Origin of the sequence: Streptomyces sp. NPDC057963 (genome assembly GCF_042887155.1) — a bacterium.
Taxonomy (GTDB): Bacteria; Actinomycetota; Actinomycetes; order Streptomycetales; family Streptomycetaceae; genus Streptomyces.
In genome coordinates, this window is record NZ_JBHVPX010000005.1 from 40,989 (window position 1) to 64,407 (window position 23,419).

Annotated in this window: 22 protein-coding genes and 5 pseudogenes; 8 read left to right on the plus strand and 19 right to left on the minus strand. The window is 69.0% G+C overall.

What is annotated here, in order from left to right; genetic code table 11:
• Positions 1-88 precede the first annotated feature (88 nt).
• Both ACFVT1_RS13230 and ACFVT1_RS13235 read left to right on the plus strand, forming a co-directional pair.
• The gene (locus tag ACFVT1_RS13230) at positions 89-466 is read left to right on the plus strand and encodes a VOC family protein (protein WP_389794700.1); all 378 of its coding nucleotides are present in this window, start codon (positions 89-91) and stop codon (positions 464-466) included.
• Positions 467-583: 117 nt separating this feature from the next.
• Positions 584-1,212, plus strand: a pseudogene (locus tag ACFVT1_RS13235) (transposase); the annotation flags it as partial.
• An 8-nt stretch (positions 1,213-1,220) separates the two neighbouring features.
• Here ACFVT1_RS13235 and ACFVT1_RS13240 read toward each other — a convergent pair.
• Positions 1,221-1,415, minus strand: coding sequence for a hypothetical protein (locus ACFVT1_RS13240; protein ID WP_385654639.1), 195 nt, complete (start codon positions 1,413-1,415; stop codon positions 1,221-1,223).
• A gap of 209 nt (positions 1,416-1,624) precedes the next feature.
• On the minus strand, positions 1,625-2,032 hold the full coding sequence (locus ACFVT1_RS13245) for a hypothetical protein (protein WP_389794702.1): 408 nt from the start codon (positions 2,030-2,032) through the stop codon (positions 1,625-1,627).
• A 337-nt stretch (positions 2,033-2,369) separates the two neighbouring features.
• Here ACFVT1_RS13245 and ACFVT1_RS13250 point away from each other — a divergent pair, with 337 nt between their 5' ends.
• Positions 2,370-2,558, plus strand: a complete 189-nt coding sequence (locus ACFVT1_RS13250) for a hypothetical protein (RefSeq protein ID WP_389794704.1) — start codon at positions 2,370-2,372, stop codon at positions 2,556-2,558.
• A 310-nt stretch (positions 2,559-2,868) separates the two neighbouring features.
• Here ACFVT1_RS13250 and ACFVT1_RS13255 read toward each other — a convergent pair whose 3' ends face one another.
• Positions 2,869-3,717: a DUF1963 domain-containing protein gene (locus tag ACFVT1_RS13255; RefSeq protein ID WP_389794706.1), complete on the minus strand. Its 849-nt coding sequence runs from the start codon at positions 3,715-3,717 to the stop codon at positions 2,869-2,871.
• Positions 3,718-3,863: 146 nt separating this feature from the next.
• Here ACFVT1_RS13255 and ACFVT1_RS13260 point away from each other — a divergent pair.
• Positions 3,864-4,118: pseudogene (locus ACFVT1_RS13260) on the plus strand (transposase); the annotation flags it as partial.
• Between the two features lie 499 nt (positions 4,119-4,617).
• Here ACFVT1_RS13260 and ACFVT1_RS13265 read toward each other — a convergent pair.
• The 8 genes and pseudogenes from ACFVT1_RS13265 to ACFVT1_RS13300 all read right to left on the minus strand — a co-directional run bounded on the left by ACFVT1_RS13265 (position 4,618) and on the right by ACFVT1_RS13300 (position 11,652).
• A complete protein-coding gene (locus ACFVT1_RS13265) occupies positions 4,618-5,253 on the minus strand; it encodes an MFS transporter (RefSeq protein WP_389794708.1) in 636 nt (211 codons plus the stop codon).
• A 211-nt stretch (positions 5,254-5,464) separates the two neighbouring features.
• Positions 5,465-6,631, minus strand: a complete 1,167-nt coding sequence (locus ACFVT1_RS13270) for an IS701 family transposase (protein WP_389795454.1) — start codon at positions 6,629-6,631, stop codon at positions 5,465-5,467.
• A gap of 211 nt (positions 6,632-6,842) precedes the next feature.
• Complete coding sequence (locus tag ACFVT1_RS13275) at positions 6,843-7,466, minus strand: isochorismatase family protein (protein ID WP_389794709.1); 624 nt, start codon at positions 7,464-7,466, stop codon at positions 6,843-6,845.
• A gap of 80 nt (positions 7,467-7,546) precedes the next feature.
• Positions 7,547-8,539: a GlxA family transcriptional regulator gene (locus tag ACFVT1_RS13280; protein ID WP_389794710.1), complete on the minus strand. Its 993-nt coding sequence runs from the start codon at positions 8,537-8,539 to the stop codon at positions 7,547-7,549.
• A 636-nt stretch (positions 8,540-9,175) separates the two neighbouring features.
• Positions 9,176-9,547: a VOC family protein gene (locus ACFVT1_RS13285; RefSeq protein ID WP_389794712.1), complete on the minus strand. Its 372-nt coding sequence runs from the start codon at positions 9,545-9,547 to the stop codon at positions 9,176-9,178.
• Between the two features lie 371 nt (positions 9,548-9,918).
• The gene (locus ACFVT1_RS13290; protein WP_389794714.1) at positions 9,919-10,431 is read right to left on the minus strand and encodes a DinB family protein; all 513 of its coding nucleotides are present in this window, start codon (positions 10,429-10,431) and stop codon (positions 9,919-9,921) included.
• A 114-nt stretch (positions 10,432-10,545) separates the two neighbouring features.
• Positions 10,546-10,890: pseudogene (locus tag ACFVT1_RS13295) on the minus strand (transposase); the annotation flags it as partial.
• Between the two features lie 348 nt (positions 10,891-11,238).
• A complete protein-coding gene (locus ACFVT1_RS13300) occupies positions 11,239-11,652 on the minus strand; it encodes a DUF6083 domain-containing protein (protein WP_389794715.1) in 414 nt (137 codons plus the stop codon).
• 272 nt (positions 11,653-11,924) lie between these two features.
• Here ACFVT1_RS13300 and ACFVT1_RS13305 point away from each other — a divergent pair, with 272 nt between their 5' ends.
• Entirely contained in the window at positions 11,925-12,479 is a 555-nt protein-coding gene (locus ACFVT1_RS13305; protein ID WP_389794717.1) for a GNAT family N-acetyltransferase, read from the plus strand.
• Between the two features lie 278 nt (positions 12,480-12,757).
• Here the strand turns inward: ACFVT1_RS13305 and ACFVT1_RS13310 are convergent, their stop codons facing one another.
• Entirely contained in the window at positions 12,758-14,056 is a 1,299-nt protein-coding gene (locus tag ACFVT1_RS13310; protein ID WP_389794718.1) for an MFS transporter, read from the minus strand.
• 203 nt (positions 14,057-14,259) lie between these two features.
• Between ACFVT1_RS13310 and ACFVT1_RS13315 the strand changes: the two genes are divergently transcribed.
• Positions 14,260-15,171 (plus strand): hypothetical protein, encoded by a 912-nt coding sequence (locus tag ACFVT1_RS13315; RefSeq protein ID WP_389794720.1) that lies wholly within the window; start codon positions 14,260-14,262, stop codon positions 15,169-15,171.
• A 355-nt stretch (positions 15,172-15,526) separates the two neighbouring features.
• Here ACFVT1_RS13315 and ACFVT1_RS13320 read toward each other — a convergent pair whose 3' ends face one another.
• From ACFVT1_RS13320 to ACFVT1_RS13340, 5 genes and pseudogenes are all read right to left on the minus strand, one after another.
• Positions 15,527-16,147, minus strand: a complete 621-nt coding sequence (locus ACFVT1_RS13320) for a class I SAM-dependent methyltransferase (protein WP_389794722.1) — start codon at positions 16,145-16,147, stop codon at positions 15,527-15,529.
• A 244-nt stretch (positions 16,148-16,391) separates the two neighbouring features.
• Positions 16,392-17,156 (minus strand): SDR family NAD(P)-dependent oxidoreductase, encoded by a 765-nt coding sequence (locus ACFVT1_RS13325; protein ID WP_389794724.1) that lies wholly within the window; start codon positions 17,154-17,156, stop codon positions 16,392-16,394.
• A 660-nt stretch (positions 17,157-17,816) separates the two neighbouring features.
• Positions 17,817-17,981 carry a hypothetical protein gene (locus tag ACFVT1_RS13330; RefSeq protein ID WP_389794726.1) on the minus strand — a complete coding sequence of 55 codons (165 nt, stop codon included), beginning with the start codon at positions 17,979-17,981 and terminating at the stop codon, positions 17,817-17,819.
• A gap of 508 nt (positions 17,982-18,489) precedes the next feature.
• Entirely contained in the window at positions 18,490-18,798 is a 309-nt protein-coding gene (locus ACFVT1_RS13335; protein ID WP_389794728.1) for a DsbA family protein, read from the minus strand.
• Positions 18,799-19,001: 203 nt separating this feature from the next.
• Positions 19,002-19,133 (minus strand): annotated as a pseudogene (locus tag ACFVT1_RS13340) (WYL domain-containing protein); the annotation flags it as partial.
• 15 nt (positions 19,134-19,148) lie between these two features.
• On the opposite strand from ACFVT1_RS13340, the pseudogene ACFVT1_RS13345 reads away from it, so the two are divergent.
• A pseudogene (locus tag ACFVT1_RS13345) lies at positions 19,149-19,351 on the plus strand (IS5/IS1182 family transposase); the annotation flags it as partial.
• Positions 19,352-19,529: 178 nt separating this feature from the next.
• On the opposite strand, the gene ACFVT1_RS13350 reads toward ACFVT1_RS13345, so the two are convergent.
• Positions 19,530-19,976 carry an anthrone oxygenase family protein gene (locus tag ACFVT1_RS13350; RefSeq protein WP_389794730.1) on the minus strand — a complete coding sequence of 149 codons (447 nt, stop codon included), beginning with the start codon at positions 19,974-19,976 and terminating at the stop codon, positions 19,530-19,532.
• 91 nt (positions 19,977-20,067) lie between these two features.
• Between ACFVT1_RS13350 and ACFVT1_RS13355 the strand changes: the two genes are divergently transcribed.
• Positions 20,068-20,646: a TetR/AcrR family transcriptional regulator gene (locus ACFVT1_RS13355; RefSeq protein ID WP_389794732.1), complete on the plus strand. Its 579-nt coding sequence runs from the start codon at positions 20,068-20,070 to the stop codon at positions 20,644-20,646.
• A gap of 1,617 nt (positions 20,647-22,263) precedes the next feature.
• Here ACFVT1_RS13355 and ACFVT1_RS13360 read toward each other — a convergent pair.
• Entirely contained in the window at positions 22,264-23,067 is an 804-nt protein-coding gene (locus tag ACFVT1_RS13360; protein WP_389794734.1) for a methyltransferase domain-containing protein, read from the minus strand.
• Between the last annotated feature and the right edge of the window lie 352 nt (positions 23,068-23,419).

Sequence of the window (23,419 nt, forward strand, 5' to 3'; positions counted from 1 at the left end):
ATGCTTGGGCCTGAAGAGCGGCAGCACCACCTCGGGTGCTGCCAAAAAATAGATCGCCAGGACGGACCAAGCCTCCTACCGTTCCGCCATGCAGATCGTTGTGACGCTGGACTGTATCGACACCGAAGCGCAAGCGAACTTCTGGCTCGCCGTGCTCGCCCCGCTGGACTACCGGCGCGGCTTCCACGGACCTCCCTACCTGAGCCTGGTCGGGCCCGCTCCTGCACCAACCCTTCTCCTGCAGCACGTCCCAGAACCAAAGCAGGGCAAGAACCGCATGCACCTTGACCTCGACTTTGGCACCGCAGATCTGGCGTCCGAGGTCAATCGCCTCGAACGGCTCGGCGCTGCGAAGCTCTCTGAAGAACTCAGCGAACACGGCTTCCGCTGGATCGTCGTTGCCGACCCGGAAGGCAACGAGTTCTGCGTATTCAATCCCCCGAACAACATCAACGTTGCGCGGTAGTTACGCGGTCGGGCTGAGGTTCCACCATGGCCTGGGAAGCCGCCTGCGGCGGCTTCCCAGGCCGGAGCCTGTTCCGTCGATTACCGCCCCTTGCAGAGGGCCTGGGCCTCTAGCGCCGGTGTCCCGTCTTTCCAGACACTCACTGAGAGCCGCCTCTACGGCACCGCCACCGCACGGGCCTGGGACCGGCTCCACCCGCGGCTGACCCACCGATCCGCCTGCAGGTCGAGTACCTGCCCAGCGGCGCGACACCGAAGCCGGTGTGGCTGTGGTGGTCGGGCACTGATGCCACCACAACCGACGTCGACCGTCTGTGGCAGGCGCTCCTACGACGCTTCGGCATCGAGCACACCTTCCGCCTGTTCAAGCAGACCCTGGGCTGGACCTGCCCGAAGATCCGCACCCCCGAAGCAGCCGACCGGCGGACCTGGCTGATCCTCGCCGTGTTCACCCAACTACGTCTGGCCCGCCCGCTGGCGGCCGACCTCCGACGGCCGTGGGAGAAACCGAGCCTGCCTGACAGGCTCACTCCCGCTCAGGTCCGCCGCGATTTCCGGCACCTCCGCCCAAAGACGGCCTGTCCTGCCGGAGCACCGAAATCCTCTAGCCTCGGCCCAGGCCGGCCGCCCGGTCGCAAAAGCACCCGGCCGACCCCACGCCACGACGTGCACACAGTCGGCAAAACGGACCCCACAAAACGACGGACGAAGAAGTCAACAACCCCGCGTCCACGCCGCACAGGTTAAGGATCAAGCTAGCCGTCGTCACTGGTGGTCCCGTTCAGGCCTGGGCGCCGGTTCCTCTCAGAGCGGCGCACCACCTCGCCTGCGGCGAGCGTCATGGTGGCCACGGCACGGACCCAGCGGGGCCCGCCACGCTCCGCCCACACCACACATACGCACCCGCCGACAGCAAGCGCCAAGACGCCGAGCAGTACCAGAACGATCATATTCCCCACCTCTGCGTTCATTCGTTCGGTCCTGCTGATCGTCTCAGGTCGGGAAGGGCGATCCTGCGAGATTGAACCCCTATGGGATCGTCAGCCTCACCCAACGTGGATCTCCTGACAGGCCGCGCGAAACGCATGGCCAGCAAACCGGCCCGCCACCTCCGCGCTCAGCCCCGCCAACTCGAGAACTCACTCGCCAGGTGAAGCGCTCAGTCACAACGGCCAGGCTGGGTCACAGCCGTGTCCGGCCTGGCCCGTACGATGACGGCGTGACCGTCTGCCGTGCCCTTGGCGCAGGCCCCCAGGCTCCCGCGCACAGCATCCGAGCCGCCCAGGCCGACCTGCTCGACGTTCTCCCCGGAGAGCGCCTGCCCGACCCCGACGAACTGCGAGCCCGAGGCGTGCTCGGCTCGCGCCCGGCGGCGGCCCCGTCCCCGCGGTGGGCCCTTGGGATCGGTGGCCGCACCGACGAGGAACTGCCCCATCATCCCGCCTGACGCCTTCTCGGCGATGGTGCGGTACCTCAGTGGTGCCGCCCCGCTCTCCACTCCAAGGCGTCGGCGGCCACGCTCCGTACAGGTCAGAGCAGGGATGCGTACGGTGCGGGCGTATCGCACGCATCACCTGGAGGCGTCAGACGTCCTCGGAAGGGTTGGGGACGCGCCAGAACGCACCACGGGGCTGCTGGTACGCAACGCGCACGCAGCGGGCACGCACCACGGAGGAGCGACGAGAGGCCCCTCGTCAAGCGGTCACACCCACCCTGGGAGGTGACTACAAGTCACCTCCCAGGCCCCCGGATACCCTCCGAAGACCTGGAAGCCGGCGAAGGTCAGCTGGACGAAAGAAGCTGCGTTGATGGAGGAGAGCACCTCCGCCCCGGTACCGACGGACGAAGCTGGTCCTCGGCCTCCGCTCAGGTCGGTCCCGCCGGCCATCGTGCCCGCACTATCGGTGGGGACTGGAAGGCTGGTCGGCGATGAGCTGTTGCTGAACGGCCGGGCCTTCGGCGACGACCACGACGACCCCAACACCCCGCTTCCGCGCCGGACCTACGCCGAACTGGTCGGCGGTCTGCTGGACGGCCTGCTGCTGAACATCACGGCTGGCGGACCGAGGAAGTCGACGACGGCGTCGCCCTGACCACTGAGCTCTCCCGTGGCCCAGCGGTCGCGCCCTGTACGACCCGCGCCCGGCGAACCCCGCACACCGGGCCCGGATCTCAGCCGATGCTCTGGCGCGGCGTTACGCTGCGCCAGGTCATGTATCGGCTCGTCTCCGAGGGCGTGCTGCCGCATACCCCGTTGATGTACCGGTACTTGTCCTCCCACCTCGCCCAGGCCAGCGTCGCGAGGGCGACTTCCCGGACCTGATCGATGACGTGTCGCTGGACGGCATCATGGGCACGGCCGTCGGGCCGGTGTGAGGTCTCTACCTGGGGTGACCCGTTGTTTCATGTGCACTGGATGCGCAGCCCTGTGTGCTGGGTGTGTATTCGGCACATGAACAGATACAAGGTTCCGACATCACCCCACATCGCGTCGGTGAGCTCACTCGGCCGGATCTGCAGCAGCAGCTCCATCGACAGCGTGCACTGCGTGCAGACTGGCGTTTCATCCCCGCCGTTCGCCCAGTACGGATACCCGCCGATCGCCACCGCCCCATTGCGCATGTGCGGCGCTCGGGCGCGCTCCTGCGTCAGACCGAGCGCGGCGCGGTCGACGACGTGCCAGTTCGCCCACGCCTCGTGGGAGCCGCTGTCGCCCGGCACAAGGTCCCAGAGTTCAGGGCAGTGCAGGCGCATTCCCACCGCGTCGGGCAGAGACATCTCCAGGCGTGGTACCGCGTGGCGTTCCTCGAAGTCGGGCTCGGTGCCGTGCACGAGAACCTTGGGACACCGCAGTGCGGTGTAGGAACGCACAAGCCATCCGCCCCGCTCGCGTTTTCGCCCCCACGGGCGGCACTTCCAGCAGTAGAAGAATGTGAAGAACGAGATGGGGAGCCTGTCGTGCAGGCCGTCGCGGGAGTGGTCGACCTGCGCGACGAACGTGAGGTCGTCGGCACAACCGTCGCACAGGGGCCAGCTCTCGCCCTCCTCCACCGTCGGGAACCCGCCGAACCGCGTGGCGGCGAACTCCCGGGTCACATGGGGCTGCGCAGGAACGGCCGGAGGAGCGGCGTGCCGTGGGCGGCGTCCACGCGCACGTGGCTCGGGCGGGCTTTGGACCGGCTCGAGCACGGTGCGCGTCCGCATCAGCGGCCGCAACAACTGCACCACGTGTTCCTTCTCAAGTGCGGGCACGCACGTATCGTATGCGGCGGACCAGCAGCCGCGTCGATCGCGTGTTCCAGGCCCGGCCCGAGACCTGGCCGACGCGGTGCGCCCGCACGTCAGCGACCTGCGCATCCCCCCACGTCACTTGGCACCAGCCTGTTGAGTCGTGGGCGGTGATCGGGCCGTTGCTGGCTCCGTCGCGGATGGGCTGTCCGGTGCGGGATCGCCAGTAGGTGGTCAATGGGATCCTGTGAAAGCTGTCCACCGGGGCGGCCTGGCTGGATCTGCCCGAACCGTACGGGCCGTGGAAGACGGTGTACGAACGCTTCCGCTGCTGGTCGGCAGAAGGTACCTGGGACAGGCTCCTGGCCCACGTCCAGCAGCACCGCGACGCCGTCGGCGCGGTCGACTGGACCCTCGTGTGCGTGTTCTGCCGTCCGGTTATTTCCTTCGCCCTGCCCGTCGCGGAACGCAATGATTTCCGTGCCGGGTAGGTGTATACGTACTGCCGGTCAGTGCCCAGTTTCCGGTGACGCTGGATGCGCCATCCGAGAGAACCAAGGCCCTCGTCAACCGCGAGGTGCTCCACCCGCTCGCGCGTCCCGGTGTGCACGTACCCCCGGCGGTGCTGGCCGCCCGGGACCGACCGGGTACGCATGCAGCCGGCTGGCGTTGATGTCCCGGTCCCGGGCGGCCGGTAGCCGCGTCGGTGATCGTCACACGCCTGCGGTCGGAGCCTCCCACCAGGATTCGTACGCACCGCTGGGGTCCGTCGGCCGAGGTGCAGGACTGGTAGACCTGCCCGCGTTCGTGGTAAGCCGGATCCCGCGCAGCACCACCACCCGAAGGGGCGGCCTGGTGGTCGGGCGATTCAGGCTCGTCGGCCCGGGTGGCGTTCGGCTCCCCGCAGTGCCTCGTTCGCCGCGGTCACCTGGTGGTTGCCCTGCGGCGGGACCAGGCCGACAGCCCGAGTGCCACGGCCGTGCCGGCGAGGAGGACGGCGACCGCGATCCAGGTGGCGTGGGTGACCGCGTCGGTGAAGGCGGTGCGCGGGTCGCGGACGTGGGTGACGCGGTCCTCGAAGCGTGTGGTGACCAGTGTACCGAGGACGGCGCCGATCTGGCGGGCGGCGTTGACGGTGCCGCCAGCCTCGCCCTCGCGGCCGTGGGGGACGTGACCGACGGCGAGTGCGGTGGACGGGGCGTTGGCGAGACCGCAGCCGAGGCCGAACAGGACGAAGGCGGCGGCGTATCCGGCGAACGCGGTGTCCGGTTCGACCTGCGCGAAGAGGGCGGCGCCGACGGCCGCGAACAGCAGGCCCGCCGTGATCAGGACGCGCGGGTCGAGTCGGCGTACGAGTATTCCAGCCAGGACCGAGGCGGCGATGAACGCGCCGAATTCCGCGAGGAGTTGGACGCCCACCTGCAAGGCGGTCAGTCCCCGTACCCGCTGCAGCCACAGCACTTGGAGAAGGCAGAGGCCGACGAAGCCGAACAGGACGGTCCCGGCCAGCAGAAGGGAGACGCTGTAGGAGGGATCGCGCATCAGCCGCAGGTCGACCATGGGGGCGGTACGGCGCAGTTCGACTAGTACTGCAACCGCGTTTGGTGTGACGGAAGCTCATTTCAAGGGCTGTGGCCTCGTCGTTTGTAGTGGCTGACGAGTGCTCGGTGTTGCGCTTGCCTGCGCCAGTGGGACCAGTGCAGGACCTGGGCGAACGGGGGAAGGAGACGTGCTGTGAGGTGGGCGGTCAGGCGGCGGATCTCGGGCAGGCTCAGCGGGACGAGGTGCTGTTCTCCGGATTCTGATCCCCTTTTTTGAGCTCTTCCACGCGGACCGTTGTCAGGTAGGCATGGGCCGCCATGGCAAGGGTGATGTGTCGGTACCAGGCGTGGTATTTACGGACCTGGTAGTGGTCGAGGCCGCATTCGTTCTTTGCGGTCTGGAAACACTCCTCGATCGTCCACCGGCGGCCGGCCACGGTCAGGAGGGTGTTCAGGACGGTGCCTTCGGGTGCGAAGCACACGTAGTAGGCGATCTCGGTGGGATCGGTGATGCTCCGGCGGGCCAGGACCCAGTGCTCGACACCTTCCTCACGCCATGGGCGGATCGGCGCCCGGGCCCAGTCGTAGACGCGCTCGCCGTGGGCGCCCCGCCCGCATGAACGGCGCTTCCACGCCTGTCGGGGCAGACCGGAGACCAGTTCGTCCACGGGATGGTCCATGCGTGAGGAGGTGACGACGGTGTCGGTGCGGCGGGTTGCCAGCACGTGGAACACCTCGCGCTGTTCAAGCCAGTAGCGCAAGCCCTTGACCTGTCCGTATGCCTCATCGGCGGTCAGCCACGCGAACGGCACCCGGGCAGCGAGCGCCCGCTCGGTCATCGCCTTGGCGTGGTCGATCTTCGTGGCGAAGGCGACCTCGTCGGGGATTGCTGCGGCGCGGCAGCGCTCACGGTCGTCGGTCCAGGACGCGGGCAGGTACAGCTCACGGTCGATCAACGTGTGACCGGCATCAGTGGCATAGGCCAGAAATGTGCCGACCTGACTGTTCTCGACCCGGCCTGCCGTACCGGTGTACTGGCGCTGGACCCCGGCCGAGCGAACGCCCTTCTTCAAAAACCCTGTGTCGTCCACGATCAGAACGGCCTGCCGGTCGCCGAGACGCCCAACAACGAACTCCCGTACGTCGTCCCGGACTTCGTCCGCATCCCAGTCGCACGTATTGAGTAATCGCTGCAAGCGGTCCGGCCGGTCATGCCCCGCCCGCTCCGCGACCGTCCACGCGTTCTTCCGCTCCAGCGACGACACCAGCCCACGCATATAGGCCAACGCCGATTCGCGAGGCTCAGAGCGCTGGAAACGGTGCACGAACCGTTCATGCACCTCCTCCAGCCCCGCCACCCACCGCCACACGTCACCAGCTTCGAGGTCCCCACCCATGACAGGAACAACGACCACGCCGACAACCTGTCACGCCAAACGCGGTTGCAGTACTAGAAGTGGACGAAGCCGCAGGGCGCCAACCGGTTCTCCGTGACCGCGTCTTTACTCACTTGCCGTCTGGTTATGGCCGGCCCGCCGGGTCGCCGCTGCGGTAGCGGGACACCACGCGGCAGGGTGTTGGCCCCGCCGCGCACGGCTGGGTCCGGGGTCAGGTGAGGAGGGTGTCGACGGTGGGGACGACGGTGCCGAACAGGTCGGTGATGGTGGTCAGGGTAGCTGCCTGGAGAGTGGAGGCGGGCAGAACGGTGCCGTTGTGGGTGGCGAGGGCACGGGTGGCGGTCGTCTCGGCGACGACGGTGGGGCGGTAGCCGAGGTTGAAGGCGCCCTGGGATGTGTAGTTGACGCACATGTGGGTCATGAAGCCGCCCATGACCAGGTCCTTGCCGCTGCCCGGGGCTGCGCCCAGGTTGGTCAAGGTCTCTGTCAGTTCGGTGAGGTGGAAGGAGTTGGGGAACTGCTTGACCACGACCGCCTCACCGCTTTCCGGGGCAACTTCGTCGCTGATCGCGCCGATGTGGGAGCGGATGTCGTAGGGGGTGTTCTCGCCGCCGTCGTTGACGATGTGGATGACGGGGGTGCTTGTGGCACGGGCGCGCTCCAGTAGGCGGGCGGCGGCTGCGAGGGCTTCCTCGGAGCCTTCCAGGGCCATGACGCCGGTGCGGTAGGTGTTCTGGAAGTCGATCATGATCAGGATGGAGTCGCCCAGTTTGGGCGGCTGGTTGTCCAGGCCGATGACGTCGCGCAGGGTGGTGGAGGGCTGGTGCGTGCTCATTGGGTGCCTTTCATGAGGAGTGAGGCATGGCGGCGCTGTCCGTCCTTGCCTGTGTGCTGGGGTATCGGTGGTGGAGGGGGTCAGGCGGTCTGGGTGCGGAAGCGACGGCGGTAGGCGGCGGGGGTCGTGGCGAGCTGTCGCTTGAATGCCCGGTGCAGGGTCTCCGTCGAGCCGAGCCCGGTCGCGGCCGCGACGTGGTCGAGCGGGCTGTCGGTGGATTCCAACAGGCGCCGGGCCACCTCGACCCGGGCGGCTTCGACGTAGGCGGCGGGGCTGGTTCCGGTCTCTTGTTTGAAGACGCGGGCGAGGTGCCTCTCGCTCAGACACATCCGGGCCGCCAGCATGTCCATGGACAAGTCCTCGTCGAGGTGGTCGGCGATCCACAGCCGCAGTTCGTCGATGTCACGGCGGGCGGAGGCGGGTCGGCTGAGCGGTACGGAGAACTGGCTCTGCCCGCCCTGCCGTTTGAGGTACATCACCAGTTGCCGTGCCACTGCCAGCGCGGTGTCTTCGCCCAGGTCCTCGGCCACCAGGGCGAGCGTGAGGTCCAGGCAGGCGCTGATCCCGGCGCCCGTCCACAGCCGGCCGCGGTCGGTGCGGACGAAGATGGGGTCCGGGTCGACCGTGACGGCCGGGTGGTCGGCGGCAAGTTGGGCGGCCGTCGACCAGTGTGTGGTCGCTGTCCGCCCGTCCAGCAGTCCGGCCGCCGCGAGCACGTGCGCGCCCACGCACACGGACGCCACCCGCCGGGCGTGACGGGCGGTCTCCTTCACCCACGCCACGACATTGGTGTCGATCCGGGCCAGAGGCCCTTTGTCGGTCATCTCGACCGCGCCGGGCACCAGCAGAGTGTCCACTTGTCCGTCGACCTCTTCGAAGGCCAGATCGGCCAGCAGTCGTACACCGGCCGATGTCCGCACCTCGCCGCCGGCCGGCCCGGCGAGGCGGACCTGGTAGCTGGTGCGGCCCGCTGCCTCCCGGTTGGCCAGTGCGAAGACCTCGGCCGGGCCGGTGACGTCGAGGAGATCGACATCGGGGAAGACCGCGATGACGACACGGTGCGGAAGGGGCATGGCCCCATCCTCACCGTCACTGCCCATGGCCGCAATGACGACTAACTGTCACATCCGGAGATGCAGCCGAGCTTCCGTCGCCGACGTTCCCAGAGTCGACACAGCAGTGCAGCCGCGGCGTTGCCCTCCGCCAGACGGATAGCCGCCTGGACTTGCGCGACTCCGTTAGTCCTCGCCTTCACCGATCGTCTGCTCTCCCAGAGCCAGTCCTTGGGTTCATCTGGTCCGCAATTGCGGCTCGGCCCCTGCCCCCTCACGCCTGCATCGGGCCGACCGCCGCCGGAGACCGTCCATGCCTCACACTCGTCGCTCTCGGATCCGGCACCTCAGGCACGGTAGGGCGGCACCCGCACCGGATACGTCTTCTGACGGCTGGAGCCCGGCCGGGTTCCCGCTCGGGACGTGGCTCGCCGACCGGCGCTGGTTCAGCAAGCCTGGGCGGGTGCCGGGGTACGAGCTGAAGTGCGGAGTCCCGTACGGATCAACGCGCAGAGGTGTCCGGTGTCCGGTATCAAACGTCTGGTATCAAACGTCCGGTGTCAGGTGTCAGGTCTCCGCGATGGAGGTGGTCCCGCTCTTCGGTAGACATGTGCGGCTGGGGCCCGGTCATGTGCAGGCAAGCCCTCCTGCCCCCGGTCAGCCTCGGCAAATGCAGAAGGGATGACCAGCGGGATCAGTGAGAACCCGCGCCCTGGCGGCCTCATGAGGCTGGTGGTCCGGCTTGCCCGCGCCCAGCTCCAGCAGTTGATCCTCGGCCTCGTCCAGATCCACTACGTCGAAGCAAAGGTGCAGCTGCTGGGGAACGGTCTGGTCGGGCCAGCGTGGAGCCCGGTAGCCGTCGACCCGTTGAAAACCGATGATGAGGCCGTCCTCACGGTTGAGGCCTGCGAAGTCGGCGTCCGACTTCGGGTGGGGTTCGAGGCCGGTGGCCTGCTGATAGAACGCCGCCAGGGCCAATGGATCAGGGCAGTCGAGTGTTATCGCGCTCAACTTCATCTGCAGGGGCATGACACCTCCGGGGCAACCACTGGACTTCCGCAATGAACATCCTAGAGACGGCTGCCCACGTATGAGCGGGATACCGTCCACCCGCCCCGTCCCAGATATCCGTAGACACCGCAGGTCAAAGCCTCGCCCTGCCCACGGTTTTCCGGGGCAGGTCGTCGAGCCGCTTCGTTCTCCCGCTCGACGACCTTGAGCCGGTTCTTGGGCCGGTTCTTGAGCCGGTGGCGAGATGTCGCCGGTGGCGGTCCGGCGTCCCTTAGCGGTCGGCAGGCCGTCCCGGCGCGTCGCCTCGACGCCGGTGAACCCGTGCGCTTGGGCGAGACGTTGCTCGAAGAAGGCTCCACCGCTCCCCGCCTGCGTTGCCTGGTCCGGCGCTATACGCCGGTGGCGCCGTCGATACGTTCCCGGAGCAGGTCGGCGTGGCCGTTGTGGCGGGCATACTCCTCGATCATGTGGACGTAGATCCAACGGAGGTTGACGTCCTGCTCCATGAAGCGACCAGTATCGCCCAGAGCACGGTCGACGCAGTACTCGCGAGCGTGGGTGATCTCCGCGTGCCAGGTGGCGAGGGCGTCGCGCAAGGTGGCACCCTCGGCCAGTTCGAAGCCGCCGTCGGGGCCGATCGGGTCGGCCTGCGGGTCGTAGATGGGCGGGACCTGTTCGCCGGCGAACACTCGGCGGAACCAGTTCCGCTCCACCTCTGCCATGTGCTGGACGAGACCGGTCAAAGTGAAGCCGGACGGTGGCACGGACGCGACGGCGGCCTGCTCATCATCCAGACCCTCGCACTTCCTTGCGAGGGTGGCGCGGTGAAAGTCGAGCCAGCTTTCAAGCGTGGTGCGCTCGTCAGCGTTCAGGGGCGGCAGAGGACGTTCGATGATACTCACCGGTTGATTACACCAGCAGCCGAGCCGTCGACAGGCAGCACCTCACAGCATGGCGAACGTCGCCTGATGCGGCACTCGTTTCCTGCGTCTCAAATGTCAGGCTTACTGATTGTTTCAGAGTAAGGTTCGGATTCGTCTCAAGTAGACGATGCTGCAGGCGAGTTGGATCAGGGCGAGGTGGAGGCCGGCGCGTGTCTCGTAGCGGATGCGAAGTCGTTTGAACTGGTGGCACCAGGCGTAGGCGCACTCAACGCCCCATCGGGTCTTGCCCAGGCCGGAACCATGCGTGACGCATCGGCGGGCGATCTCGGGTGTGATCCCACGAGCCCGGGTGAGACGACGGTACTTGTCGAAGTCGTAGCCGCGGTCGGCGAAGAGCCGCCGGAGGCGGTGGCGTGGCCGGCCACGCGGTCCGCGGATGCGGGGCATGGCGTCCGGCAACGGTCTCCGCTGGTCCACGGCAGCTCCAGGCACCAGGTGGCGGGTCCGGTGGCTTTCCGGAATGGGGCGGGGGCAACGGCAATGTCCTACCGGGCGTTGCCGAGCACCCGCGGCACGGCTGAAACCTGCGGCGGGATTCAGCCGAAGACGTTGTACTCGCCTGCCGTCCAGCCCGCGAGCAGGGGCCGTCGTCTTCTCGGTCTCTGTGCGCTCCGGCCTGGTCGAGGCGGCCGCCCACCAGTCCTCCACCTGGTGGGCGGCGACGGGGACGGATTCCCGGTACCCGTCGAAATCGCCGGATCTTCGGCGACACTGATGCGGATGGGTGGGTCATCGGGCAGATCCTCGAGGGCTTCGGCCCGGTGGTCAGCCGGTGTCGGGGAGGTTGAACAGGCGCTGTGCCCGTCGTTCGTTCTCCTGTCGGAGCGCGCTCGTCCAGGGCCAGGGGTCTTCGGGTCGGAGGTAGGGGCAGACCGTACGGTGCGCGATCCGGCACTGGGTTCCGGGGAGGGGTTCGGCGTCCCACAGGTTCATGGCGGCTCCGTCCGAGGTGATGATCCAGCGCCGGCGCGGGGGGACGGTGTGGGCGGGGACGATGATGCGGGGTTCGAGGAGGACCCAGTGGCCCTCGTAGTGGGTGGGGTAGCGGTCCTGTGGGAGGTCGCAGAACGGGCAGTCGGGTGCGGCGGGCGGTCGTGGCGCGATAGCGCCTTCCAGGAGGGCGCGAAACGTGTCGTCGGTACTGTCCGGACCTGGTGTGATGTTTCCGGTATCCCCCATGTTCTTCAGGGTCCGGACGGGTCGTCAGTGCGGGTAGGGCGCGATTCGGCCGTGCCTGGTGCGGGAGAAACCTACCTACTGTGCCGAGGTGCACACCGTGAGGCGTACGGCGACACAGCAGCCCCTTGGGCTCAGGCTGAACGCGACGCCGAGGGAGGAGACCGGCCCCTTTCCATGGCCTTCTTCATGGTGACGTCAGCGCTGAGCAGTGCCGGCACTGGGAAGTTTCTGAACCGGCGGGTCGGTGCGACTTCATCGAGGAAGATCAGCTTGTGGCTGAACGTTCGATGACCTTGAGCAGAATCGAGCTCGCAGACTGGCGAGCTGTCCACTCCTGGGCTTCTCTGGCCCAGGTCTGCCGCTTCCAGGCCTGGGGGCCGAACACCGAAGCGCAAACGTGCGCGTTCGTGGCGAGTGCGGTCGAGGCCTGGTCGCACACACCGCAGCGGCGTTTCGCTTACGTGGCACGTGTCGATGGTGACGCGGTCGGCATGGGTGAGCTCCATGTCCGGAGCCGAGGACAACGTCAAGGCGAGATCACCTACGCGGTGCATCCTGAAGTCTGGGGACAGGGAGTCGGAACGGCGATCGGCAAGGAACTGCTGGCGCGAGGGTTCGAGAATCTCGACCTCCACCGCATCCATGCCACCTGTGACCCGCGGAACCTCGGGTCGGCACGAGTGCTCGGCAAGCTCGGCATGACACGAGAGGGACGTCAGCGTCATACCTCGCTAATCCGGGACGGTTGGCGCGACTCCGAGATGTTCAGCATCCTCGAAGACGAGTGGCGCGCCATCACCCCATCCTCCCGACCACCTCATGGATGACTCGTTGGGCCCGGTTCACGGTTCGGGTCGCTTCGACCAGTTCGTCGCAGGCCCCTTGCGGGTCAGCCGCCTGGTCGTCACGGTGAGCATGGTCGTGAATCCACGGTGCTGCTGGTCGGCGTGCTCTTCGCACGCCCATAGACGTGGTGGAAGAGCCGCTCGGCGCCGGTAGCGCATCCGAATGCGGCCACGGGCTGACGGTGCAGGGGGCGGCGGCCGGCTGAGGCCAGAGCCTCCGGACCCCGGACGCGGCCGGGCCGACTGTCACCGCCGCCCCGTCACCCCGCCTCCGCCCCCGCACGCCGGACTGACGGCACCCCCAGCACCAGGGCCACGGCGGTCAACTGCCAGAGCACCCCCCACCCCAGCACCACGGGCGCGCCCGCTTCGGCGCCCCCGCGCGCGCCACCCACGGCGCCGGCAACCGGGCCCGCGAGGGCCAAGCCCAGCGGGCCCAGCGCGAACGCACCCAGGCCGTCGAACGCCCCGATGCGCCCGCGCAGGTGCGCCGGCACCCCGCGCTGGAGGGCCGTCGCGTGCAGCGTCCCGCACGCCGCGCCGCACGCACCCGCGACGCCGGCGGCGACCGCCACCCACGCCATCGGCGCTCGTAGGGCCAGTGCGGCGGCGGGCAGCGCCCAGCCGGCGGACGCGGCGACCGACCACGCCAGCGCCCGGCGCGGCGCCCGCCCGAGCAGTGCGGCACCGCCGAAGGCCGACCCCGCGCCGTAGACCGCCAGCACCACACCCCAGCCGCCCGCACCCCCCAGGCGCCGCTGTGCCACCACCGGGCCCAACACCAGGAACGGTGCCCACAGCAGCAGGTTGAACAGCGCGAAGTGTGCCGTCGTCACCCACAGCCACGCGCGCGAGACGAACGCGCCCCAGCCGTGCCGCAGGTCGGTCAGCCAACCACCACGCGCCGCCGCCGCCGGGACAGGAAGCGTCAGGCCGACGAGGGCCAGCGCGCTCACCGCGTAACTCGCCGCATCCACCGCCACGACGACACCCGGGTCCCACAGCGCGATCAGCAGGCCAGCGAGCCCGGGGCCGGCGACCGAGGCGATGCCCTGCCCCACCTGGAGCAGTGCGTTGGCGTCGGCGATCTCCCCTTCCGGCACCAGCCCGGGCACCAGCGCGGCGGGGCCCGCGCCGAACCCGCCCTCGCCCACGCCCAGCACGACGGCGAGCACCACCACTTCCCACAGCTGTGCCGTGCCCGTCAGCAGCAGCACCGCGAGCACCGCCTGCGCCGCGCACCGCGACACCTCCGCAGCCCACATCACCACCCGCGCACCCAGTCGGTCGACCAGGACACCGCCCGCGAGCAGCACCGCCAGCACGGCTGCGATCCGCACCGCCATCACCGCGCCGACCGTATCCGCCCCGCCGCCGGGCATCTGCAAGACCGCGAAGGACGTGCCGACGGTGTTCATCCCCGAGCCCAGCAGCGATGTCGTCTGCCCCAGCGCGTACCGGCGGAACGGCCCGTGCCGCAGCACCCGCGCCCGGCGCCCCGGGCCCCGCGCCACACGTTCTCGCACCGCCGCCGCGGCGGCCTCCTGATCGTTCGTCATGCCCGGGAGGATGCGGCCCGCGCACCGCGCGCAGCAAGGGGCGACAACCCCATAGTTGAGCTTCTTTGACGCAACTTTACAAAGCGGCCGACCGACCGCAGTAAATGACCCTCATTTACTGCATCTACGCAGGTGGATGCCCATAGCGCTATGCTTTCGCCGCAATGCTGGCGAGCGGTATTTACTGCGGTAAGGAGGAGCTTATGACGGACCTTCCGGCACCCGTCGAATACGGTGAGGCCGTCGAGCGGTACCTCTCGGAGGCGAGGCTCGGGGAGGGGTCCCGGCGGATCTACCGCGTTGCGCTCCACGGCTGGGCCTGGCCACTCGTCGGCCGCCCCGCCCCCACCGGCACCGCCCGGCGCGGCGCGCGACCGCCCGTCCTGCCCCTCGCCCTGCTCGACGACCCTCGCACCCCCGCACGTCTGAGCGCGGCGCTCGCCACCCGCGCCACGACAGCGGTCCCCCGCACACTCGCCCGCGAACTTGCCTGCCTGCGCGCCGCGACGGCCTGGTGGCGCGCCCGTGCCTGGATCACCGCCGACCCCGCCGCGGGGCTCGCCCCGCCGGACACCCCACCGCCCGAGCCGCGCTCCGGGCCGGCGGCGCCGTCGGCGCCCCCCGACCGGGCCCGCGCCGCCCTCGGGCTGCGCGCGCCGCTGCGCGAGCTGACGCTCTGGAACCTGTTGCACGAATCCGGCGCGCCCGTCGAACGTGTCCTCGCACTCGACACGGATGACCTCGACCTGCCCCGCCGCCGCACCTGCGTCGGCGTCCGTCCGCAGCTCGCGTGGGGACCCGGCGCCGCGCGCCTGCTGCCGCTCCTGCTCGTCGGACGCACCACGGGGCCGCTGTTCCTCACTGCCCGCCGCGCCCCGGAGGGCACGCCCGCCGCCGACCAGTGCCCCGTCACCGGCCGGGGACGTCTGTCGTACCGGCGTTCCGCCGAACTGTTCACCGCCGCCACCTGCCCCCTCGACCCCGCAGGGCGGGGCTGGCCCTTGCTGGCCCTGCGCCGCCCCCGACCAGCCGTCAGCGCATCGGGCGTACGCCTCGTTTCATTTGATCTCGCCCGTGGCCAAAGCCGTGACCGGGGACGATGCAACGACCAGTGAGACGGGCCCTCGGTGGAGTCCCGGCTGATGTCGCGTCTCAGCAGCACTTTCGCGGGGCTGTCCCACTTGATGTCGTCGGTCAGTCAGTCGCCTTCGACGACTGTGCGTCGGCGGAAGGTGGCTTCGACACCACCCCGGGCGGTAGCGGGCGTCATGACATCGGTCGGCCCAGTCCCTTCAGGCGGCCCGAACGATCTGGCCCAAGCTCTCTCGGCCCAAGCCCTCTCCACAAGGGCGATGGCGGCCCAGGAAATCCATCCCAAAGCGCCGCTGCGGGAGGACCTCAGGCGAGACAGCATGATTCGGAGCGACAAGGTCATGTGAGACGGACGCAGAAAGCGACAGCGAAAAGGCGTCAGCGGCGTCGGGCCCAGAACAGAGCGTGCCCGCCCTCACCTTCAGGCACGAAATCCTCCTGCTCGACCGTCAGGCCAGCTTGAGTGATCCAGGCCCGGTTCGTGGCGGCGTCCGCGTGGCTCCACCACATAGCGGTCCCGCCGCCCAGCCAGTCCTCATCGATGCCGGTCCAGGCCCGATGGCCGGTCGTGGCCAGGAACCAACCGTCAGGTCGGAGCCATCCGGCGATCTTCCGCAGCAATGGGAACTGTTCCTCGAGCGGGATGTGGATCAGTGCGTAGAAGGAGACGACCGCGTCGAAGGAGGCCGGCCCGAAGTCCATGGCCGTGGCATCGGCGCGGATGAACCCGGCCTGCGGCACGAGTTCCCGGGCTCTGCGGATCTGTACCTCGCTGATGTCGACGCCTGTGACACGGTGGCCTGCCGTCGCCAGGGCGCGGGCGACGGGAACCCCGCTTCCGCACCCCAGATCCAGCACCGTGCCCCCGGCCGGAATGCGACCGGACAGTTCACTGATCCAGGGCTGGTACTTCGACTCGGCTGCGTACGCCTGGTCATAGCGGAGGGAAAGCGCGTCGTACCCACGCCGGACCAGCTCTTTGGGGTCTTCAATGGCCACGCCGGTTCACGTTAGCCGCCTGTGGTGGGCGGCCGCGAACGGTTTTCCCGGCCGCCCCAACAGGGCGGCAAGGCCGTCCGCCTCGCTCGAAATCTCCTGCCCGGCGCAGATCCCAGAACTTCTCCGGAGACACCGGCAACGTCACGTGAGCCTGTCGTTTACGGCCGCAATCGAACGGGCCACCGCACGTGAACACTCATGCGGGCGCTGCCCGGCCCCGGGTGCGGCCTTCGCGTTGAGGTGGCTACAGGTTGACGCCGCCGGTGACGTCGATCTTGGTGCCGGTGATCCAGCGAGCGTCGTCGGAGGCCAGGAAGGCGACCGTGTCGGCGATGTCCGTGATCTGACCGATCCGGCCGAGGGCGGTCAGGCTGATGTTGCGCTCCAGGTTCGCCTGGTCGGCCAGCACTCCGGCGGTCATGTCGGTGTGAGTGAAGCCGACCGAGACGGAATTGACGGTGATTCCGCGAGGGCCGAGGTGTTTGGCCAGGGTGTGGCTGAACACTTCGAGTGCGCCCTTGGTGAGCGGATAGCCGATGCCGTGGGAGGAGGCGATACGGGTGGAGACGGATGAGATGTTGATGATCCGGCCGCCGTCGCGCAGTCGTGGCAGCAGTCGCTGGGTGAGGAAAAACGGTGCCTTGATGTTGACCGCGACCATCTGGTCGAACTCCTCCGGGGTGAGGACCTCGATCGGCCGCCCCATGAGATTGAGCCCCGCGTTGTGAACCAGGATGTCGATCGCCGGTTCCCCGTGTGCGCGCAGTTCGGCCTCCAGCCCGGCCATGAGCGTGTCCACGTCGTCGGGAACGCCCAGTTCGGCGCCCACGATGAACGCCCGGCCACCGGAATCGATGATGGTCGCGGCGGTCTCCATGGCCGCCGCCTCGTTGCTGCCGTAGTGCACGGCGACCAGAGCGCCGTCCCGGGCCAGGCGTTCGGCGATGCCTCGCCCGATGCCCCGGCTGCTGCCGGTGACCAGTGCGACTTTTCCACTGAGGTCTCCCATGTTCACTCCTTGATCGTGTTCCGCAGAGAGCTCCCCATCCACCAGAATAAGGTTAGGCTCACCTGAGTGTGTCGTTCAGTCGGTCGCCGGGGTTGGGTGCCCTTCTCGGCCACGGACGCACATACCTCTGAGTAGGGCCGGGGACTTGCGCGGTGGCTGATGCTCCGTTTCCAGTCCCCTTCCAGTCCCCGCCGCGTGCACCCCAGTGGGTCACGTACGTGCGCACACTGCTACCCGAGGAACGGAAGTACATGGAACCGGAGTACAGGTGGTCCTGAGCCTGCCGCTCCATCCGGTCGGTCGCGGTTTGGTGCCGGTCTTGGGGTGGGTCGGACGTTGATAGGGCCGGCCGGTGACCAGGACCATGCCTACTTCGTAGCGGGTGGCGGGGTGACGGTTCTTCGAGCCGGGCGGGCGTCCGGGACCGGGTGCGGATGGTTTCGGCACTCCGGTCGGGTTGAGGTCTTCACGCGCCGGTACACAACCACCACGGCCACAGCGGCTTCGGCTCGACGCCGCTGGGCAGGCGGTCGGCCTGGAGGAGGATCACCGTTCCCTTGATGACACCGCTGCTGCGGCACGCTGTGAGCCTGACGCTGCGTTGGTAGTCCGCTGAAAGACGCTCCACTTCCTGCGAGGAAATTCAGGCGCAAGTCCTTATCAGCGCTCACTCACGAAGCCCTCCCCCCAACCGGGGAAGGGCTTCATCACGTTGCTCACCTGCCTCGCGATCGTGAGCGCGACGACAATGTCGTCGCCATGCGCGATGCCGGTGCCGGTGCCGGTGCCGTAGTGCGCGTCGCCGGTGTGTCGGATGGTGTACACGAAGGTGCCTCCGGGCCGCAGGACACGGCGGATCTCGCCGACCAGAGAGTGGATCTCCTTGGTGGACAGGGCCCGCGGAGCAGCACGTGGGCGAAGACCGCGTCGATGGAGGTGTACGGCAGTGGTAGTGGGTCGCGCACGTCGTGCGCCGCGGTGGTGACCCGCTGGTCGATGTCCTGGGCTCGGGCGGGTTCTTGCAGCTACTGGAGTCCGGTGGGGAGAAGTCGGTGGCCCGGCAGTGAACCCTTCGCGGGCGAAGTACAGGGTGCCGTGGCCGTGCCCGGCACCAAGTCCCGGCACCGAGTCCCAGCACGTCCCGCGCTCCGGCCGAATGAACGGCGGAGACGGCGGAGACGGCAGAGACGGCGGGCTGCTCGCCATACACGCCGGAGTGGGCGGTGTGGGTGTTCCGCCAGTACCGCCTCTGCGCGTCCGCCAGGTCGTAGGCGATGTCCGCCGTGGTGCCCGCTTCCCTGCTCACCGGCCGATGCCGGACTTCGTGCCCAGCCTAGAGAGCGCTGATCAGAGCCTCGCGCAGCCGGTCGGCGCCGGGAAGCCCGGTCGGCCTGCCCGCCGTGCGGTACACGCGACAGGTCAGGCCGGCGGGGCGACCGGATTCGAGGAAGGGATCGCGGCCATTGATGAGGATGGTCGGAGAGCCGGTGAAGCCGATCCGTTCGGCCTCGGCCTGATCGGCGATGATCCGGGTGGTGAACATGGTGTCGGTCAGCCCGAGGCCGTCGAGCGCACGGCGCAGCTGCTCGGCGGCGGGCTTCTCGTTCGGACAGTCGGGCACGACCTGGATCTCGATCTCCACGCCTCCAGGTTCGCACGTCGCGCTGCACGGCCCGACGCGCCGGACCTGCCTGCTGCTACGACGGCGCGAAGGATAACAACGGCCGCAAGCTGCACCTGGTCGCGGACACCACAGCCTGCGGCTGGTCGTCATGGTCACCCCGGCCGAATGACCGACCGCGACTCGGCCAAGGAAGTCTCCTTCCGCTTGCGGGCTGATGCGCCCATCGGGTCGACGCGGAAGCTGCGCCGGTCGTCGCGTCCGAGGACGTAGGCGAGGAGGCACCAGCTCCGGTCGGAGGCGACCGGGCGGTAGGGCTCGATCTGTAGCCGTTGGCGTCGCACCTCGTTCCCGGACGAGTGGTCGAGGCCGGCCACCAGGCCGCCAACCGGAAGAGGAAGGGCCGCAAAGGGGGACGCCCCGTCGACCACGACGCCGAGCTCTGCAAGGAGAGGAACACCGTCGAACGCCTGATCAACAAGCTCAAGGCGTGGCGGGGTATCGCGACCCGTTACGACAAGACCCCGGAAGCGACCTCACCGGGCTTCAGCTGCGTGCCTCGGTGATCTGGATCAAGACCTCACCCGAACCAGAGCCGAGAGCCGCACAGGTCATCGAGGGGCGTAGCTTGTCGGGATCGCCAGGTGTGGGCTCTCAGCGGCAGCTGCATTCCCGGATGTCGGGATTCCGGTGGCTGCTGCCGCCTGCGGAGGGGGGATTGTGCGCCACCGGCGCGGTGTCGGCCCGCGGGCTCAGGTGAGGGCGGCGACCAGCAGGGCGAAGGCGGCCATGAGGACAGCGACGCGGACGTAGTGGAGGCGGTCCCAGCGGTTCTTCTGCTCCTTCCAGTCGTCGGGCCGGTTGCCGGGGGTCCAGGTCTTGCCCCGGTTGTTCATCGGGACGAGCAGCAGGATCGACATGATCACGCTGAGGATCAGCAGAGCGCCGGCGGTGACGGCGAGGCCGGTGCCGTGGTGGCGCCATCCGGCGATGGCCCAGACCGCGACCAGGACGAGCGAGCCGATGTACCAAACCGGCATCACGGCGCCGAGCATCCGGGCCCCGTGGGCGCGGCCGAGTATGCCGCTGTCCTCCGGTAGGGCGTTGAGGATCGGGTTGATGACGAAGGCGACGGAGAACTCCACCCCCACCATCAGACCGACGACCACGGTGGTGAAGACCTCGAGTGCGTTGAGCATGATGGCCCTTCCTGGAATCTAGCGTCGCTAGCTGGTGAGGCAACGCTAGTACTACCGTCGCTTGAATGTCTAGCGGTGCTAGGATCACGTCATGTCGGTACAGGAACGCAAGGAGCGCGAACGGGCGGCCCGCGAGCGCCTCATCGTGGCGACGGCCCGCAAACTCGCCGAGCAACAGGGCTGGGACGCGGTCACCACCCGCCGGCTCGCCGAGCGCATCGAGTACAGCCAACCCGTCCTCTACAGCCATTTCCGCGGCAAGCGCGAAATCATCGGCGCCGTCGCCCTCGAGGGTGCCGCCGAGATGGCCGCGGCACTGCGGGCCGCAACCTCCGCCGCCGACGGCCCTCGCGCCCGGGTCACCACCCTCGCCCGCGCCTACCTCGACTTCGCCGAGCGCAACCCGGCGGTCTACGACGCCATGTTCCAGCTCGACGGCGGCCTGGCGTTCGCGCACGAGGACACCCCGGAGCCGCTGAAGAACGCCTTCGCCGTCCTGCTGGAGAACCTCGACGAGGTCGCCGGGGACGGCGTCCACCCGGCGCTGTTCACCGAGGTGTTCTGGGCGGCCCTGCACGGGCTGGCAACCCTGACCCGGGCGGGACGGCTGCCGCCGGAGGAGACCGAGCGGAGGATGGAGCTGCTGGTTGACCGGCTCGCCATGATCTGACGCGCCATCCCGGCGGGCATGCAGCCGGGGTCCTCGAGCCCCCGCTGCCTGCCTGCGTCATCGCCTCCGGTCACTCGCGCCCACACGGCGCAGCCGCAGATCGCCGGGCCCCGCACCCACGACGGGGCACCCGCCCCGGAAGCTGCGGTGCTCATTGATCATGCCCCGATAACGGCGCCTTCACATTCAGCGCGTAGACGGTGTCGATCTCGGTCTCCGCTGCGTCCTCGGTAGGCCCGGACGGGTAGATGCCCGTGTGTTCACCAGAATGCCGACCTGGCCGCCGCCCAGGTCCACGGCCCGCCGCGCCAGCTCCCGCACCGACCGCACGTCGCGCAAATCGGCGGCGACGAAGTCCGCTCTGCCTCCGCGGGCACCAATCTCGGCGACCACGGACTCACCGCGGGAACTGTCCCGGCCCGAGACCAGCACGTGCGCTCACCGCCGGGCCAGCAGCACCGCGGTGGCGGCCCCGATGCCGCTGGTCGCCCCGGTCACCAGGGCCACACGTCCGGCCAGATCGAGCGAACCCATGAGGTTGTCCTCCGTATCGGAATGAACGAAGCCCGGGCGTACGGCAGCGCCGTCTCCGGCGCCCCGCCAACTCGCCCGCGAGCCGACATGCCGGGCAAGCCCCCACCATGGGACTCCGTTCTCGCCATCGGGCGATCACGGAGCCGCCATCGGTCCGGCGGGAGTCCTGAACGGCCGTACCCCTCACGGAAGTCACCGGACCCCCCCATGCCGGTCACGGGCCGGTCGCGGGGCCTGCGCACGGCTCTGAGGGGCACCCATGGCCGTTCCTGGCGATTCCCAGTCGCCGCGGTATGACAACTGGCGCACACCGCACGGTCGTACGAGCCGGGGATGCGGCCCCGTCGGCCTTGATCACACGCAACAGAGCAAGGAGCGAACGAAACAGGCGAGAACCAGGAAAGCATCGCTACGACGTCGTCGTGCTGGGCACCGGACCGGTCGGCCAGAACATCGCCGGCAGCACGCGTGCCGCCGACCTGTCCACGACCCTGGTAGAGCGACATGGCGCAGCCCCAGTCCAGGATCAGCAGGTCCCCGTTGGGCCAGGACCACCACGTGTCCCTCGCCTCGGATGGGATCGCACCGGACGGCTGCGCGCGAGACCTTCGCCGAACCCTTCCTCGGACAGCATGCATTCCGCCTCGCCGGCCTCGCGCCGCGCGGCGAAGGGCCCCCTCGCCGGCCTGCTTCTCCGCTCACGGCGACGCTCGGACGGCGTTCGGAGTTCTCGGCGCACCTCGTCCACCCGCGTGCTTGCGGACAGGCTGCGCTCGGTGCGCGGCCAGAGGCTCACGGGCACCTCGGCCTGCTCGGGCAAGGCCTCGCGACGATCGGCCCGTGCCCCGCTCCGGCCGCAACTGCGCAGGGACCGTCAAGGGTGGTGGGGGCGATCAATCGGGCGTGCCGACGACAACGCTCGGTGTTTCCGGATGGTTCATGGAGCAGCATGTCGTGCGCGGCAGGGCCTCGACGGTGGTTCGCCGCGCTGAGCGGACCGTTCGCCACTCTCGCGGGTACCGGGCGTCCTCCGGCTTCGCCTCGTCTGGACGACGGGTGCGCGTGAGAGGCAATCGGGGAGGGTCACGGGCGGCGTCCCCACGCGGAGATCATTGGGGCGGTGGCAAGGTCGAGGCGTCCGGTGGCGACGTTCGCCAGGTGGCGGTCGATCTCCGCTTCGGTGGCAAGCCCTTCCGCCACCAGACGGTGGCGGATCTGCCGTACGGTCGCGTCCTCGAGAACGGCACAGGCCGGCGAGGTGATCGGAAAGTACGCGTCGGCCTGAACGTCCTCGAGACCGGCCTCACGCAGCAGCCGGGGCAGGGTTCGCCCGTACGCGAGGTCCGCGCCGCGTGCCGCCATCAAGGCGCGGAAGCCGGATCGCAGCCGGTTCGCAAGCCGCTGTTCGGGACCGGACTCGTCCGGACACAACAGCGGCTGCAACCCCGGGTCGGCATCCTCCAGGAGCAGCCGTCCGCCGGGCCGCAACGCCTGGATCATCCTGTGGAGCGCCTCGGCGCGGTCGGTGACATGTACCAGGACCAATCGGGCGTGGACGAGGTCGAAGGCGCCGGGCGGCGGCGGGTCGGCCGCCACGTCGTGCCGCAGCACCTCGATCACGCCGCCGTCGATGTCTCCGGTCCAGGACACGTCGATGTCGGTGGCGATCACCGCTCCCGTCGGGCCGACTCGCTCGGCCAGCCCGAGAGGTACGGACGGGGCGCCGGCACCGACCTCCCAGCACCGCATGCCGGCGGTGATCCCGAGCTGGTCGACATGCCGGAACGTCACCGGATCGAACAACTCGCTGAGGGCGCCGAAGCGGATCCCTGCCTCCGATTGCTGGTTGTCCAGCAGGTAGCCCTGATCCGTGTCGTGTTCAGCCATATGGCGATTCTGGCAGAAGAGGCAGTCGGATCCCATTTGCGGGTACGTCCGATGCCCGCAGACGTATCTGGGTGTCCGAACCGACGAGGGCGGTGCGGAAGCAGTTGGCAGCCGGTGCGGTGGATCCCCGCTTCCAGGCGGCCATGTCCTCCGCGATGTGAACAACGTTGCGACAGGAAGGCGGCGCCAGGCACCGCGGCATGGAAGCCCCCGTCGCCCCCCCCTCCGACCCGCTTCGGGGGGTGGCGGGGTCCGGCACACCGGCTCGTCAACCGGGATGCGGCCGCGCGGAATCGGCCATTGCCGCCACCGTGGCTCCCCGCGGTGCGCGCTGTCGCCGCGCAATGGCCAC

Bases quoted from the DNA above. Each gene is read 5' to 3' on its own strand.
- ACFVT1_RS13275 (WP_389794709.1), bottom strand. From the start codon at position 7,466: ATGAGCACGCACCAGCCCTCCACCACCCTGCGCGACGTCATCGGCCTG.
- ACFVT1_RS13350 (WP_389794730.1), bottom strand. From the start codon at position 19,976: ATGCTCAACGCACTCGAGGTCTTCACCACCGTGGTCGTCGGTCTGATG.
- ACFVT1_RS13360 (WP_389794734.1), bottom strand. From the start codon at position 23,067: ATGGCTGAACACGACACGGATCAGGGCTACCTGCTGGACAACCAGCAA.
- ACFVT1_RS13315 (WP_389794720.1), top strand. From the start codon at position 14,260: ATGACGGACCTTCCGGCACCCGTCGAATACGGTGAGGCCGTCGAGCGG.
- ACFVT1_RS13240 (WP_385654639.1), bottom strand. From the start codon at position 1,415: ATGATCGTTCTGGTACTGCTCGGCGTCTTGGCGCTTGCTGTCGGCGGG.
- ACFVT1_RS13265 (WP_389794708.1), bottom strand. From the start codon at position 5,253: ATGGTCGACCTGCGGCTGATGCGCGATCCCTCCTACAGCGTCTCCCTT.
- ACFVT1_RS13355 (WP_389794732.1), top strand. From the start codon at position 20,068: ATGTCGGTACAGGAACGCAAGGAGCGCGAACGGGCGGCCCGCGAGCGC.
- ACFVT1_RS13300 (WP_389794715.1), bottom strand. From the start codon at position 11,652: ATGGGGGATACCGGAAACATCACACCAGGTCCGGACAGTACCGACGAC.
- ACFVT1_RS13285 (WP_389794712.1), bottom strand. From the start codon at position 9,547: ATGCCCCTGCAGATGAAGTTGAGCGCGATAACACTCGACTGCCCTGAT.
- ACFVT1_RS13270 (WP_389795454.1), bottom strand. From the start codon at position 6,631: ATGGGTGGGGACCTCGAAGCTGGTGACGTGTGGCGGTGGGTGGCGGGG.
- ACFVT1_RS13325 (WP_389794724.1), bottom strand. From the start codon at position 17,156: ATGGGAGACCTCAGTGGAAAAGTCGCACTGGTCACCGGCAGCAGCCGG.
- ACFVT1_RS13230 (WP_389794700.1), top strand. From the start codon at position 89: ATGCAGATCGTTGTGACGCTGGACTGTATCGACACCGAAGCGCAAGCG.
- ACFVT1_RS13310 (WP_389794718.1), bottom strand. From the start codon at position 14,056: ATGACGAACGATCAGGAGGCCGCCGCGGCGGCGGTGCGAGAACGTGTG.
- ACFVT1_RS13280 (WP_389794710.1), bottom strand. From the start codon at position 8,539: ATGCCCCTTCCGCACCGTGTCGTCATCGCGGTCTTCCCCGATGTCGAT.